This is a genomic window from Vibrio sp. SCSIO 43132 (assembly GCF_019904195.1).
In the GTDB taxonomy this organism is placed as follows: domain Bacteria; phylum Pseudomonadota; class Gammaproteobacteria; order Enterobacterales; family Vibrionaceae; genus Vibrio; species Vibrio nigripulchritudo.
In genome coordinates, this window is record NZ_CP063199.1 from 2,518,828 (window position 1) to 2,534,206 (window position 15,379).

At 47.0% G+C, this 15,379-nt stretch carries 10 protein-coding genes; all 10 read right to left on the reverse strand.

All coding sequences use genetic code 11. The annotated features are described in order from the left end of the window. Positions 1–154: 154 nt before the first annotated feature. The gene (locus INR79_RS11240; RefSeq protein WP_223094231.1) at positions 155–1,645 is read right to left on the reverse strand and encodes a CoA-acylating methylmalonate-semialdehyde dehydrogenase; all 1,491 of its coding nucleotides are present in this window, start codon (positions 1,643–1,645) and stop codon (positions 155–157) included. Between the two features lie 3 nt (positions 1,646–1,648). After that, positions 1,649–3,013: an aspartate aminotransferase family protein gene (locus INR79_RS11245; protein ID WP_316606924.1), complete on the reverse strand. Its 1,365-nt coding sequence runs from the start codon at positions 3,011–3,013 to the stop codon at positions 1,649–1,651. A gap of 240 nt (positions 3,014–3,253) precedes the next feature. Further along, positions 3,254–4,438 carry a hypothetical protein gene (locus INR79_RS11250; RefSeq protein WP_223094233.1) on the reverse strand — a complete coding sequence of 395 codons (1,185 nt, stop codon included), beginning with the start codon at positions 4,436–4,438 and terminating at the stop codon, positions 3,254–3,256. Positions 4,439–4,502: 64 nt separating this feature from the next. After that, the gene (locus INR79_RS11255) at positions 4,503–5,663 is read right to left on the reverse strand and encodes a P1 family peptidase (protein ID WP_223094235.1); all 1,161 of its coding nucleotides are present in this window, start codon (positions 5,661–5,663) and stop codon (positions 4,503–4,505) included. A 202-nt stretch (positions 5,664–5,865) separates the two neighbouring features. Beyond that, entirely contained in the window at positions 5,866–6,879 is a 1,014-nt protein-coding gene (locus INR79_RS11260; RefSeq protein WP_262415407.1) for an AraC family transcriptional regulator, read from the reverse strand. Between the two features lie 98 nt (positions 6,880–6,977). Next, a complete protein-coding gene (locus INR79_RS11265) occupies positions 6,978–7,889 on the reverse strand; it encodes a LysR family transcriptional regulator (protein ID WP_223094239.1) in 912 nt (303 codons plus the stop codon). Between the two features lie 175 nt (positions 7,890–8,064). Further along, entirely contained in the window at positions 8,065–12,534 is a 4,470-nt protein-coding gene (gene mukB / locus INR79_RS11270; protein ID WP_223094241.1) for a chromosome partition protein MukB, read from the reverse strand. Continuing rightward, positions 12,531–13,241 carry a chromosome partition protein MukE gene (mukE, locus tag INR79_RS11275; protein ID WP_004400943.1) on the reverse strand — a complete coding sequence of 237 codons (711 nt, stop codon included), beginning with the start codon at positions 13,239–13,241 and terminating at the stop codon, positions 12,531–12,533. Before mukE ends, mukB begins: the two co-directional genes overlap by 4 nt. Continuing rightward, positions 13,222–14,559, reverse strand: a complete 1,338-nt coding sequence (gene mukF / locus INR79_RS11280; RefSeq protein ID WP_223094243.1) for a chromosome partition protein MukF — start codon at positions 14,557–14,559, stop codon at positions 13,222–13,224. The genes mukE and mukF overlap by 20 nt, the downstream gene beginning before the upstream one ends. A gap of 11 nt (positions 14,560–14,570) precedes the next feature. Beyond that, complete coding sequence (cmoM, locus tag INR79_RS11285) at positions 14,571–15,356, reverse strand: tRNA uridine 5-oxyacetic acid(34) methyltransferase CmoM (RefSeq protein WP_223094245.1); 786 nt, start codon at positions 15,354–15,356, stop codon at positions 14,571–14,573. Positions 15,357–15,379: the final 23 nt, after the last annotated feature.

Here is a 15,379-nt window from a genome sequence, read left to right on the forward strand (position 1 = left end):
CACTTATATCTCTAACCTAACGTCAGGTTTTCCACATAATTCAACGATTTTACACAAGCAAGACAATTAAATGCACATCGATTTAATGATATGAACCACATAAATTACAAAAAGCCCAAATAAGGGCTTTTTAATAAAATGATGGAATTGGCTTTTAACTCGGAAAAGCAAACTGAGCCTTTTCACGCAGCTCCGCTGAAAGCCATCTTTGAGTGATGGTTTTTCTCTTGGTGTAAAAACGAATACCATCAGGACCATACGCCGATAGGTCACCGAATAGTGAGCGTTTCCATCCTCCAAAGCTGTGGTAGGAAACAGGAACTGGCAAAGGAACATTGATTCCCACCATTCCAACTTCAATTCGATCGGAAAAATACCGAGCGGCTTCGCCATCGCGAGTGAAAATACAGGTGCCATTCCCATACTCATGGTCATTGATGAGTGACATCGCGTCTTCCATCGACTCCACACGCATCACCTGAAGGACTGGTCCAAAAATTTCCTCTTGGTAACTGGTCATTTCCGCTGTGACATTATCGATGAGTGTCCCGCCAATAAAGTACCCAGACTCATACCCAGCCACTTTGATGTTTCGACCATCTACCACTATATCTGCGCCATGCTCTTGTGCGCTATCAATATAGCCAGACACTTTTTGTTGATGCTGATACGTGATTAACGGACCAAAATCACTTTCGCTTTGCTCGCAGCTTCCCACTTGCAGCTTACTCATTTCTTGCTGAAGCTTTTCAACCAGTTGTTCTGCAATCTCATCACCGACTGCGACAACAACAGATAACGCCATGCATCGTTCTCCGGACGATCCAAATGCTGCGCCGAGTAACTGATTGACCGTACTTTCAATATCCGCATCAGGCATCACAATGGCGTGATTTTTCGCTCCACCTAATGCTTGGCAACGCTTACCATTTTCCGACGCTTTCTTATAAATCGTCTCCGCGATGGCTGTTGAACCGACAAAACTGACAGCTTTGATTCGTTCATCTGAAAGCAGTACATCCACGGCTTCTTTGTCACCATTGACGATATTGAACACACCATTTGGCAACCCTGCTTGTGACAGTAATTCCCCTAACAATAAAGTGGAGCTCGGCACACGTTCAGATGGTTTCAAAACAAAGGTATTGCCACATGCAATCGCCAGAGGGAACATCCACATCGGCACCATAACAGGGAAATTGAACGGTGTGATTCCGGCAACCACGCCTAGCGGTTGAAATTCACTCCAGGAATCGATGCCTGTTCCTACGTTTTTACTGTGTTCGCCTTTCAAGGCATCTGCAATGCCGCATGCAAATTCAATGTTTTCCAGACCACGCTGAAGTTCCCCCATAGCGTCACTGGCTGTTTTCCCGTGCTCTTCTCCTATCAGATGAGTCAATCGCTCTAAATTTTCTTCCACCAGCTGCTTAAAGCGGAACATGACTCTTGCTCTTTTGGTTGCTGGGGTGTCTCGCCAGCTTTGGAACGCCGCTTGTGCCGCGAGAATCGCATCTTCGACCGTGCCTCGTTCGGCCAACTGCACATTTCTTCGTATTTCTCCGTGTGCGGGGTTATATACCCCCTGCTCTCGCCCCTGTGATTGTACATATCTTCCATTTATCCAATGCCCTATCGTTTCCATGTTTTAATCCTTTGTTTCTTCTATCGCTTCCCCCAACGCATTAATTAATGCGTCGAGTTCTTTTTCAGTTGTTTGAAATGGCACACCAAGCTGAACTGTGTCGCCGCCATAACGTATGTAAAAACCCTTTTGCCAACAGGACATGGCTATCTGGTATGGTCGTAGCAGTGGTTGTCCTTCTTTGGCTAAGAACGTGAGACCGGCTGCCAGACCAAAATTTCGAATATCGAGTACGGAGTCATGAGAGTGAAGGCTGTGGACTTTCTGCTCGAAGAGTGGGGATAGATCACGCACTTGAGATATCACACCCTCTTGCTCAATCAGGTCTAATGTCGCCAATGCGGCAGCACACGCAATTGGGTGCGCTGAATAGGTGTAGCCATGGGGTAATTCCAGTAAATACTCCGACCCACCCGTTTCCATAAATGTGTCGTAAATAGGCTGAGATGCCACCACAGCTCCCATTGGAATAGCACCATTAGTGAGCTGCTTGGCGATCGTCATTAAATCGGGTTTGACTCCAAAGAGCTCCGCGGCGCTGTTTGCTCCCATTCGCCCAAAACCGGTAATTACTTCATCAAAAATCAGTAAGATGTCGTGCTTGGTGCATAAGTCTCTTAAGCGGGACAAATACCCTTTTGGGGGCGGTAGCACACCAGCACTCCCAGCAATGGGCTCTACTATCACAGCAGCAATGTTGTCTGCGCCATGCAACAGTACTTTTTCTTCAAGTTCATTCGCCAATGAAGCCCCAGTTTCCGGAAGCCCTTTGGAAAAGCGGTTCTCTTCCAAAAAGGTATGAGAAAGGTGATCACTCGCCAGCCCTTCACCATAGAGGCTTCGGTTGGCGCCAATACCACCAACACTGATTCCACCATAATTCACGCCGTGGTAACCCTTGGCACGTCCAATCAACTTTGTCTTACTGGCTTTACCGCGTTTCTTCCAAAACGCTCGCGCTATCTTCAGCGCAGTATCTACCGATTCTGACCCAGATCCTGTAAAGAAAACTCGGTTTAAATCTTGTGGCATCAGCAAGGCGATACGTTCTGCGAGCTCAAAGGCTTTTGGATGACCAAATTGAAAGGCCGGAGAATAATCGAGCGTAGCTGCCTGCTTTGATATCGCTTCTGCAATGCGTGGGTGACAATGCCCCAATCCGCAGGTCCACAAACCCGATAGACCATCAAAGATCTTGCGTCCTTTATCATCGGTATAATATCGACCGTTTGCAGACTGGATGATTCTGGGCGCACTTTTGAACTCTCGGTTCCCTGTGAACGCCATCCAGTGCGCATCCAACTGTGCCTTGGTTAACCTGCTGGAATGAGAGGTCAAGGAATTGCTGTGAGAAGACTGAACTTCCATATTCTGATCGCCTTATTGGTTACACATTTCCTCCAATGTAATGTTCAAATTAGGCAACTTAAATACAGAGTTAGTTACGCTAAGTTAACCTTTTAATTACGCAATTGATTTTCCTTATTCCCATAAAAAAACACCCTAACGTCTTTTGAATAGGACATTAGGGTGACTAGATTTTTCATTACTTCAGATTTATTAATATCTGAGTTGAAGCGTTGGTTATCTCTCTGATGTTTGGAGCGCTTAGCTCACCGTTTCTGCTTTAAAAGCCTCTGAATTACGAATCAATGGCAGTACAGCAATCGCGCTCAATACAAGAGCGACAATTGCTACAGTATTGACGATAGATAAGCCGAAGCTTGGTAGCAGTACCCCCACAACTAAAGGACCGGCTGTTAACCCTGCACCTAATGCGGGGATGCTAAGTGCAACCGCTCGACCTGATGAGTCTGAATCCGCCACAACAGCAAACAAATACGGCGCACAATAATTCCAAAGAAAGTTAAATATTGAAGCGAGGTACAAGAAGGGCATGGTCTCTAGGCTGCCTTGTAAAAGTAAAACAACAACAACTTGAATGCCGATGGTCAGCACAATGGGAAACAGTCGACCTAATTTTTCTGCTTGAACCACGGCGCAAGCAGCACCTGCAAGACCAGCTAAGCCTATCGTCCCAAGCAATGCTCCAATTTCACTGTTTGCAATGCCGCCTTCTTCGGCAATGATCTCTAAAAACGCCCACACCGCATTTTCGCCAGCGTAGAAGAAGAACATGGTGCAAACAGAGAACAGAATCACGATATTACGCGTCGACGACGTATCAGAAGATGACGTAACGGGCGAGATTGAAATAGACAGCTTCCGAGTCCATATAGGTGACGCAGCAAGCACCAACACACATAATCCCGCGAGCACATAAAATATGACATTGACGCTGCCAATAGAGGCAATGACATTAGGGAAAAAGTATATGCCTAGCGCACTAAAAGAGAGTTGAGCAAACAACAAATACGCAAACGCTCGATCGCTATTCTGTGCCTTGCTCAACGCAATGTTAATAATGGCAGCCAAACTTCCGCTTCCTAATCCACACATCACTCGCACCCACATCAGCACCTCATAGCTGCTTTCATGACTGTCGGACAAATACGCACTGGCAAGATTCCCGGAAATCATTATCCATAACGCAACAAATACGATTCTTGTCCACTGGATATTTTTCAAACACAGCGTCGCTATTAGCCCACCTACGGCAAAGCCTCCTAGCTCTGCTGACAGTAAAAAACCCGCTTGTTCAACCGCCATACCCGTTTCAACCAACCCACCGACGAAGACAGGGGCGACGAGAAACACAAAAGCAGGTAATACTCCCGCACAAGCAAGCATCATGATGGACAGTAAATTGGGGTGTTGTATCGAATTATTCATTGCACTTCTCTCTTCAGTCCTTTGACAGATAAATGTGTATTGGTTTTAGGTTCTGTTGACCCTATTAGCTGTCAACTAAACGGTTATGCTTCTTGAGAAGCGAACGCAATTTTTGATGGTCAATTTCACCAAACACCAATCCTTTGGGTTTCACGCTTAATGTCGTTTTTGCTGCCACCATGGCATTCAAAATCGCTTCTTCCACGGCTTGAACCGTCGCCATGTAGAATTCATCTAAATAATGTTCATTCACATGCTCTAAGGGCAGAACTGCATTAGAAACCGTGCCGCAGCTGAACGACATGCCATTGTCGTTTGCTGTAGAAAATGCAAGAAAGATATCGCCAGAGTAGTGACCACCAGATGTACCCGTTCTGCCTAACCCTATCGCTGCCCGCTTGGCCAGGCTTTGGAGTTGCAAAGGCAGTAACGGGGCGTCCGTTGCTATGGTTACAACGATGGAGCCTGTGTCTCTTGCATCGCTGTCCATCGCTTGAAGAATCGGACAATTTTCATTTAGATATTGCCCTACGGGTACACCAGCTACGTTAAACTCGTGCCTTAAACCAAAGTTAGATTGAACGAAAACACCCACGACAAATTCATGCCCGGGTATACGAACCAAGCGAGATGACGTTCCCGAACCGCCTTTAAATTCGTAAGTTTGCATACCCGTTCCACCGCCCACATTGCCTTCTTCTATTGAACCAGACTGGGCTCGGTTGATTGCTTCAAGCACATCCGATTCAGTGACAAACTGAGCCGTAATATCATTCATAAAGCCATCGTAAGTCTCCGCCACAACGGGCATTGCCCAGGCGTGACCATCTTTGAAGTGCGTATCGTACGTGTCCATCATCCATCGGGTCGCGCCATGGTGCACCATACCGACAGAGTGTGTATTCGTAATACAGACAGGACCGAGGAAATAACCAGCTTCGTTGATCCAGTGGGTGCCTGTTATTTCTCCGTTCCCATTCAGGTCGTACTGACCAGCCCAGACAGGGCTTGGGGATTTACTTTTCCCTCTAGGAAGAATGGCAGTCACACCCGTACACATTTTTTTCAACGGGTCGATCAAGGTGGTGTACCCCACTTCCACCCCTTTTACATCGGTAATGGCATTAAAGGTGGCGGTTTCGCCTTCGAATGGAATACCCAAGTCTCGAGCACGAGGAGCTGAAGAGTGATGGGATATTTTGGAATTGGAACGAGTTACTGCCATGAAACCTTCTCTTAATTTGAATATCCAAGAACAATTGTGCAATTCACAACTTGTTAACAACTTAAATTAAGATAAAAGGGTAAGAAGCCGCTGTATTGACTTAAAGTGACAACTTAGTGGCACGTGAGCAATTTACGGCGATTCAAGAGTAAACGTTCTGCGTATTAGGCAAAAAGAGAGAAGAGCAACTTAAGGAAAGCCGCTACTTCGGAAAAAATAACTCGCGATATTGCGTAGGGGTAATTCCATGCCAGCGTTTAAACGCTCTGTTGAACGCAGCAAGCTCCGAATACCCTAAAGTTAAGGCGATATCGATCATTGAAATGCTGGCTTCATGTAACAACTGACACGCAAAATGGCGACGCACATTGTCTACTAAATAGGAAAAGCTCACATCGTGATCCGCTAACCTGCGCTGAAGTGTACGACGGCTCATGCACATGTGCTCAGCGGCTTTATCAATTCCGCACTCTTCATCGGATAGCAGTTGAAAGATGACATCTTCCAGTTCCTGGAAAAAAGACAGCGTTTCAGACTGCTGGTCGATTTTTTCATTCAAATTGCTACACATAATGTCATACAAGCGCTGATCCGATGCGGCAATCTGTGCTTTCAGAATGTGATTTTCTATGGTGACAAAGTTGAATGGCTGTTCTGCCAGAAGCAAAGACTGAATCTTCTCGCTGATGTCTTGTTTTCGCTCACTGTGTGTTAAGCCGATGAGTACTGGGCTCCAATCTGGATTACATAAGTATTGTATGAGGCGGATAAAAAAGCCTAAAGACATATGGGTATCATGCGTCGACGCTAAGCCTTCAGAATTCACGCGGTAACACAAATCCATGCAGTCAGGGTGATGGAGGCTAGGCCTTAGAAAAACCTCTGTGTGGCTTTGCACCAATTGTACGTAGTCACAAGTGACTGATATGGCGTCTTTGAGACGAGTCGAATTGACAATCGCATACCCCATAATGCCCATGTTACGAAAATCGAAATCTTTATAGATATCCCAGCCAAAATCTGGATTTCCCGTCAAAGTTTCCACCCGATTCAGAAACTGATAGAAGTCACTCAGATAAAGATAGCTACCGTCTTCTAAGTATTGAACAGCTTCTCCTGGTTCTGGTAATAGGTCATCAGAAACCTCTTCATCTAGGGTGCGAAGATAAGCCAAAACCTGATCGGAAAAAATTCTCGAAATCGTACCTGAAACCATGAAATTCAACTATTGCTCAAACAGCCTTTATTTCTAACACAAGCAAACCATCATATAAATGGAAAGCGTTAACCAAATAAGCCACTTCGGAAAATACGCTAGGGTCTGTTGACCTGGTTAAGGGCAGACAAAAACGTTTCCAACACTAAGTTTGCTCGACGCTCTTTACGTGTAATGGAGGCGAAAGGCTGAGAGTAACCATATTGCTTAGGTAAGATGGCTTTCATCACGCCATCATCGACCCACCTTTGAGCAAAGTGATCAGGCAGATAGCCCAAGTACTGCCCAGTAAGTAAAAGAAACGCGATTCCTTCCCTGTCTGTCGCCGTGGCTGCACTTTTCATTGTGTTGTACAACGACTGAATTTTTGGCGTTTGCGCATAAGCTGGGACTATCGCGTCCCATTCAGTGAGATCAACCGATTGAACAGTCTCGGAAAATAACGGGTGTCCTGAACCGCAATAAAGCAGTGACGTCTCGTTATACAAAGGCTCATATTGAAGCCCGGATAACGTGCGGATATGTGGGATCATTCCAACGTGTAAAGTGCCATCCAGAACCCCTTTTTCGACATCATTCGGTGGGATCATTCGAATGTTAATGGTGACGTCTGGTCCAGCTTTTTTTAACTCCGCAAGAGCGTTAGTTATGCGCATTTCCGTCATCGATACCATGTTATCCGTGATACCAATGTTTAATTCACCAACGAGACTGGAATGCAACGTATTAATCTGGGTTTTGAACTCCTCCAACGATGCCAATAATTGAAGGGTGTACTGGTAAACCTGCTGCCCTTCATCTGTCATCGAAAAACCCGATCTCCCACGGTGGCAAAGCTTAAAGCCTAATCGAATCTCTAGATCTGCCATTGCTGCACTGATCGCAGCGCGGCTAATGTTTAACGCAACTTCTGCTGCCGAAAACCCGCCTGATTCCACGACACAACGAAAAATACGCAGTAGGCGTAGATCGATATCACTGAGTTGACCCGTTAGCGATTTCCTTTTCATAAAACTGTCCGATATTGAGATGCGCTTATAACTATGCCCAAGTAACCTGAAGGTAGAGTTTTGAATCCTACATCCTGACTTTGTTTGAGTACAGAGCAAAAAAACAGGTAAAAAAACGCCCCCAGAAAGGAGGCGTTATTAAGCGGAATTAACCTTGGTTGCGACAGCTTGGAAGCTAGTCGACTAAATCTGCTTCTTCAAGCGCTTCCTGTGCCGCATCACTGGTTTTTGGCGTATTGCCAAAGCCACGTAAACCAACCACATGCACATGCTCATGATCTTTGAACACCTTACGCACCAGTTTATAGGTTGTGCCTTTTTCAGGGCTGATGTTCTCAGGCGCCGCAATCAGCAATTGCATGTCTAATCGGTCACACAGTTCAAAGAGCGTTGAAATAGACTTGGCATCCAGTCGTGCTGCTTCATCCAAGAACAACAAACGACAAGGAACGATGTCTTTGCTGCGCAAGCGGCGGGACTCTTCTTCCCAGCTTTGAACCACCATAAGAAGAATAGACTGACCCGTACCAATCGCCTCACCAGTAGACAACGCACCGGACTCTGCCTGCAACCAACCGTCTGAGCCTCGGTTGACTTCCACACTCAGCTCTAAGTAGTTACGGTAATCGAGTAACTCTTCACCGAGCACTTGAGGAGAACGCTGACCCATGTCGATATGTGGGTTCACGCGTTGGAACAATTTCGCCATCGCTTCGGAGAAGGTAAAGCGGTTGCTCTCAAACAGATCTTTGTGCTGTTCTTGCTGAGTAGCCAATCCGTTTAGAAGTACCTCATGGCTCTCGCGCACGTTGACATTCAAGCGAACCCCTTTCACCTGACCAAACGAGATATTGGACAAGCCTTGGTTCAACATTCGAATGCGGTTTTGCTCTCGCTGAATGGTCTTCTTGATGATTGCCGCAACTGACTCAGAACTGATTGCCAGACGGTTTTCACGTTGAGTGAGCTCTTCCGTTAAGCGAGCCAGTTCCACTTCCATCTCTTCGATTGCTTCAACCGGATCATCAGTTCGAATGATGTCCTGACGAATACGCTCACGCAGATGCTGATACACCGCGATGTAGAAGAGAACCTTCTTCTCTGGACGAGCATTGTCTTCCGACGCCCGAAGTGCATCACGCAGATCTTCGTTGTCTGCTACTGCTAAACGCAGCGCACCCAATGACTTATCCGACATGGATCGTAGCTCATCAGCCGTCATGTAAGCCAATTCGCGACGGTGTAAGCGACGCTCAACGTCATTTTCACGCGCCAGACGAAGTACTGAACACCAGCCAGCTTTCGCAGCCACCACAAAGGTACGAAGTTCAATATATTCCTTTTGAACCTTCTTCAGTCGTTTCGCCAGAGCTTTCATTTCCAGCTCAGTGGAGGTGATAGTACGCTCAAATTCGCTCTTACGGTTTCGAGAAGCATGCAAGCGCTCTTGCAATTCATCGCGGCGGTTGCGAGCACGCTCTTCGGCACCCGCATCGGCATTCACACCAAACTCTTGAAGTTCAGCGCGGAATTCTTGCATGGTTTCTGTTTTCGCCTGATGCGAGCTCTTGAGTGACGCCAGCACCTGGTTGTATTGGCTAAGTTGCTGCTGAGCTTGCTTAGACGACTCACGATGACGAGTACGCGCGCGTTCAGCTTCCACCAACTTAGATTTCAACTGTTCACTCAGTTCACTGCTCTTGTTCAGCAATTCAACTGAATCGGAGTAGCCGAAGTGATGACGGCGTTCGACCAGATCAGCCAGTGCGAAGACCGTGGTTTTCAACGCTTGTAGCTCTGCATCTGCCGCATCGTATTCGGCTTTCAGAGCATCAAACTGCTCTGGATCTGCCTCCAGCGCGTTCGCTACTTTTTCAAGCTGCTCGGCTGCTTTGCCATGCATGCTTTGGAAGTGTTTCGCTTCACTTAAGTGTGACAGCTTTTCTTCCAGTTCCTGATGGCGATCCGCCAGTGTTTCGTCTTCAACAATGCCCATCATTGGCGCGAGTTTATCCAGTAACGACAACGCCTGCTTGGAAGCACTCAATTGACTGCGTTGCTGCTGTTCACGGCTTTCTAGATCAGACAACTGACGCGCAATCTGATTGCGCTGGTCTCGAGCCACTTGCAGTGCTTGTTCTGGGTCGGATTCAAACGCGACAGAGATGTGCTTCGCGACGAACTCGTTGAAACCTTGGTATAGGCGCTGAAGCTTTTGCGAATCGAACGCAGCTTTGGCGTGATTCTCTACCACTTCATCGCGCTCTTCACGGAGCAACGACAGACGTTGTTCGCGCGCAGCACGACCAAACAAAGGGATCTCTGGGAATCGGGAATAACGCAACTGACGATCATTCAGTTGCACGCATACCGCACCTTCAAGTTCATCGGCATTGATGGAGCTGTCATCAAACGCATCCACATCACCTTCTATGATGTAAAGATCTTCAGGGCAATCATCCAATTCCACCAGTTTTTCTTTAATGCCCGACAAGTCAGACACGACAATTGCGTGACGAGCAGGACCGTACATCGCACTGAAATAAGGCGCATCATCAATGGTAATGTCGTCATAAATCTCAGAAAGCAGTACACCACCTAAGGTGTCCGCCAGACCTTTGAGACGAGGGTCGTTGGAACCACCCGGTGATGCCAAGCGTTCAATCTCTTGATCCAATTTGGTACGGCGCTCATTCAGCTTGTCTTTTGCCATTGACTGCGCTTTTTCACGCTCAAGGACTTGCTGCATTTCCGACATAACCGCCTGGCTGTCGTATAAATCAGCTTCTGATTGCTCTTTCAGTTTCTCAAGCGCGTCATTTGCAGCAATCCATGTAGGTGCAATGGCTTCGTACTTCTTGATTTCCGCATCAGCGTCTTGCTCTTTACGGCGTAATTCACTGCGTTGCTCGCGAAGCACTTCTTGGTCGTGTTCAACCGATTCTACCGTTGCGCTATGACGTTCACGCTCTTGTTCCAGAGTGACTTCGTCATCCAAGGTAACATTGTGCTGCTTGTGATATTCGTCAACACTCAGTTTTGCTGCACGCTGCTGGTTAAGGCTGCGTTCTAAATCGCGATACTGTGCTTGCCATTGCGCTTCGTTTTGAAGCAGTTGCTGATTGTCGCGCGCTTTTTGCAAACTCGCTTTTGCCACGTCTGCGGCTTGCGTACGTTCAACATCACCCGCAATGCTTTTCACCAATTTGTATGCCAAATCAAACTGTTCTGCCGCCGCAGATGACATATCCAATTTGTGCTTAACAGAAAGAAGTGCTGTGGTTTTGTCTTGTTCAGACTGCTTCAACTCGCTCAACAGTGTTGCCGCGTTGTCAGCAGTTAACCCTTCAAAGCTTGCGAGCTCACGCGCTTTGTCTAACGCTTTTACCGCCTGCTGGTATTGCAGAGCGCGGGTTTGTTGAACGTCCAGCGCTTGTTGGTAATCCGCTAACTGCGTTTTCAAGCTATCCACTTCTTCTTCAGAAATGTGTGCCTGCTCTTCCGCTTCGTTCAAACGCTCCTGCGCTTCTTCCACGACCATGATTTGCTCTTCAAGGCGCTCGCTGAGCTCCTCCAAGTCTTCTTGGTAGCGTTCAATCTTTTCTTGCTGGCGCAGTGCATTCTGCACGAGTTGAAGATGGTCAGACGCCGCTTGGTGATCTTGTTCCAGACCGCTTTCTTGCTCGACGAGCATTTCCAGCTCTTCTTGCACGCGGTTAAGAAGATTATTGTGTTCAATCAGCTTCTCGCGAGAGCCAAACAACTCCGCACGAAATGACATGGTGGACTCAAGCTTATTGCGACGGTCGTTAGCGTGACGCATGTAGTCTGCGGCAACGTAGTTAGTCGATTCGGTGATCAAGTGCTTGAACAAGTCACGATCGGCTTGAGTTGTTTTGATCGCTTCTAGCGTCATGCGGTTTTCGCGAAGTGCCGACTCCATGTCCTGGAAGGCTTTTTTCACCCCACCATTTTGCGGCAATAGGTAGTCACGCAATGAGCGAGTAATAGCACTAGATATACCGCCATATAGCGATGCTTCGATCAAACGGTAGAATTTAGAACGGTCGCCACTGTTACGCAGTTTCTTCGGCAACACGCCGAATTCAAACATTTGCGAGTGGTATTCAACCACAGAAGAAAACGCTTTGAACTGCACACCTTCGTGTTCCAGAGCCGTTTCTTTCACTTCATTAATTTGGCGAACGCGAGCGTGCTTGTCGGAAACCGACTCAATGAGAATGTCGGTAGGTTTGACATGACTTGGTAAGCCTTGAATCACGAATGGCTTGATGTCGACTTTTTTATCGCGACCCGCTACTTGCTGTAGCTTAACGGCGAACAACAAACGTTGATTACGTGAGTTCACCACGTCAAGCACGGAGTAACAGGCACCTGGCTGAAGCTTACCGTATAACCCTTTGTCACGAGAGGCTTGCGAACTGCCGGCTTCGGTTGTATTTCGGAAGTGAAGCAAGCTTTGGTCTGGAATAAGCGCGGTGATGAATGCCGCCATGGTGGTCGACTTACCGGCACCATTACCCCCAGATAAGGTTGTAACAAGCTCATCAATATCAAAGGTACGGGCAAAGAAACCGTTCCAGTTGATCATGCTCAGTGATTGATATTTACCTCTTTCAATCATGCTTCACCTTCTAACTCTTGTTGTTCTTCTTCAGGTTCTTCTAGCAAGCTGACCTGGCTAGGCTCTTGTTGGTGCACTACGGCTTCACCATCACGGATCAAACGCAGTTGCGCTTCGCGAATGTCGTCGCCAACTCGCACATCCGCGCCGAAGCGGAATACGGCTTCACTGATTCGGAATTTACCGTTTTCTCCAATTGGGATAATCATCCCGAGGCGGCGCAACCGACGCAGTGATGTACGAACTTTTTCAAACAGTTTTTCTTTGTCCAGGTCCGAACCCGTCGCACGATTTGTAACCAGCTTCATCAGCTTTTTCTCATCAGCGAGGGAAATCAGCTCATCATAAAGCTCTTGGTTGGTGAAGATGCCTTCGTGTGCCAAGCGTTCTGGGCTAAGGTAAAGGAAGCACAACACTTTCCCCACCAGCATGTCGAGTTCAGACAAAACGCTTCGACCGATCAACGATGTGGAACGTGGGCGAAGGTAGAAAAAGCCTTCTGGCGCTTTCACCAGTTCGGTGTTGTAACGTTGGTAAAACAACGCCAACTCAGTTTCAAAATCGCTTAGTAATGCGTGGTTATCCAGGTCTTCGGAGGAGATATGACGCCCAGCACGCAGTGCGCTGTCTAATGCAGGAAATAGCGGGTTAGAAATCGCTTTTGCCAGTTTCTCTGGCATGTATTCTTCAGTATTTATCGATGACATTTGCTTGTACCTTCGCACCAAAATCGTTAATTGCCTGCCAGTCTGGCTGAATCGCTTGATAATCGGATTCGGAATAACCTAAGCGCACGGCTTGGTCGACAACGATTCTGGCTAAATCAAAGTGATGAGTCTGCGGGTGAGTAGACAGGTAGTCTTTCAGTACGATACCGAGATCAATCGGTGCCCCCTGCTCTTTGTGAATTCGAAGCATGTCACTGATGCGCTCCGATAACTCATCGTTCACTTGTTCAAATTCTTCGTATTCCACGTCTAATGGCACTTGCCCCATGACTTCATCGTCACGCAGTACAAGCGCTTCATCACGCATGTCTCGAAGCCTTTCGGCATCGGCGTAAGTCAGCATCCATGGTGCATCAAAGTATTCATTAACGGACTGACGCAGCCTTTGGCTAAAGGCGCGATTTTTATCCATATCAATGGCAGTACGGATGAATTTGTGAACGTGGCGGTCGTAACCAATCCACAGGTCGATGGCTTGCTGACCCCAGCTGATAATGCGGTCTAATTTCATCTGAAGACCGAAAAGCGCTTCCTCGACGAACTCCAGTTCGTCTTGCCCGTACACCAATTCCTGAATATCAAGAAGCTGAGTCTGCATCTCGTCACCTGCCGCTTGCAGGGTGTCTTGCAGCTCTTTCAGGGTGTCGGACGTTTCACTCAGCAAGGCTTCACAACTGTTGATGGCATCGCGCCAGTCTTGGTTTAGCAGTTCAGCAATCTGGTCTTTCACCGATTGCTGTTGTTCGTCCATTACGCGCTGGTTCAGGTCAATTTGGTCAAAGATTTCCCCTACCGAGTACTTAAGCACTCCGTATACGTTTTTCTTCCAGTGACCTGGCGTTCCGCCTTCTTGGGCAGCGGCAATGGCTTTTTCCATTTCATCTGCCACCATGGATAGCTGAATGGACAACCGAAGTTTAGAAAATTCACGATGGCGTACGTAGTAGTCCGTAATCCCCACCGCTAAAGGTGACAAGCGATAAATGCTCGCCCCCTCAGTCATTTCGCTTGTAAAACGGCTTAACAACTTTTGTTTTACCATCTCATTAATGGCGTTGTTTGCACGAAATGCTGAGGCTTCCCCCGTGTCTTCAAATAAGCGGGTGACAATCGAGAATGCGTCGTGCAATTCTCCTTCACCCAGCTCTTCATCAAATCTCTCGTTACTTAAAACGGCCAACGCAATTAGAAAAGCCAGACGTTCAGTAGACAAGTTCAATGAGAAATCGTGTTGTTTTACCCAGCCAACCAATTCATCGATTGGTTGCTCTACAACATCTAGAGTTACATTACTCATTGTTCATCCTGTTATTGTGCCTTTCTTTTCGCCCATACGTGGATGTAGCGTCCTAAAGAAAGGTAAGGCTCCTGACGACACAGTTGTCTTTCAAGTGCCAGTACATCTTCAAATTGATAATCGCCCATGTACTCCATATTGCCTATGTAGTCGTGGAAGGAGCGAATACCCGATTTACCACATATTTCAAATCCGGCGTCTTCTATCCACTGATAGACCTCTTCCGGCTTCAAACCTTTTTGAGGCTGAAGTTTAAAGCGTTTTCTGTGCGGCATTCCCTCTAAAATGTGAGGAATATTGCCGCAAATCACGTTTTTTAACACCAAACCATGGTGGTTGTAGAACATGATAGAGCCAATTCCACCCGGTTTGATTTGTTCAAGCACTTTTTCAAGCGCTGTTTTGGGGTCTCCTAACCACTCCATGACCGCATGGAAAAGCACCATATCAACTTTCTCTGTGAGGTGCTGTTCAATTTCTTGAACTGGAGAGTGAACTAGCTGATATTGGGAAAGCAAACCGTGTTTTTCAATGTCTTCCCTAGCCAGTTTTAGCATTTCAGAAGATAGATCACAGAGTGTGACATCGTGTCCGCGTTGGGCAATTTTTTGCGACATTTGCCCAAGACCACCGCCTGCATCAAGGATTTTTAATCGGCGGCTTTCATCATTGAGCTCACTTAATGCTACAATTAAATCTTCCCAAACAATGGTTTGACGTATATCACCTTTCTCAGATCCGTAGATATTTTTTGCGAATTTGTGGGCAATATCGTCGAAATTACGATCTTCTGTCACTGTGGCTTAGGTTATTATGGCTA

Coding starts and splice junctions, on each gene's coding strand:
- INR79_RS11240 (WP_223094231.1), bottom strand. CDS start 1,645: ATGGAAACGATAGGGCATTGGATAAATGGAAGATATGTACAATCACAG.
- INR79_RS11245 (WP_316606924.1), bottom strand. CDS start 3,013: ATGGAAGTTCAGTCTTCTCACAGCAATTCCTTGACCTCTCATTCCAGC.
- INR79_RS11250 (WP_223094233.1), bottom strand. CDS start 4,438: ATGAATAATTCGATACAACACCCCAATTTACTGTCCATCATGATGCTT.
- INR79_RS11255 (WP_223094235.1), bottom strand. CDS start 5,663: ATGGCAGTAACTCGTTCCAATTCCAAAATATCCCATCACTCTTCAGCT.
- INR79_RS11260 (WP_262415407.1), bottom strand. CDS start 6,879: ATGGTTTCAGGTACGATTTCGAGAATTTTTTCCGATCAGGTTTTGGCT.
- INR79_RS11265 (WP_223094239.1), bottom strand. CDS start 7,889: ATGAAAAGGAAATCGCTAACGGGTCAACTCAGTGATATCGATCTACGC.
- mukB (WP_223094241.1), bottom strand. CDS start 12,534: ATGATTGAAAGAGGTAAATATCAATCACTGAGCATGATCAACTGGAAC.
- mukE (WP_004400943.1), bottom strand. CDS start 13,241: ATGTCATCGATAAATACTGAAGAATACATGCCAGAGAAACTGGCAAAA.
- mukF (WP_223094243.1), bottom strand. CDS start 14,559: ATGAGTAATGTAACTCTAGATGTTGTAGAGCAACCAATCGATGAATTG.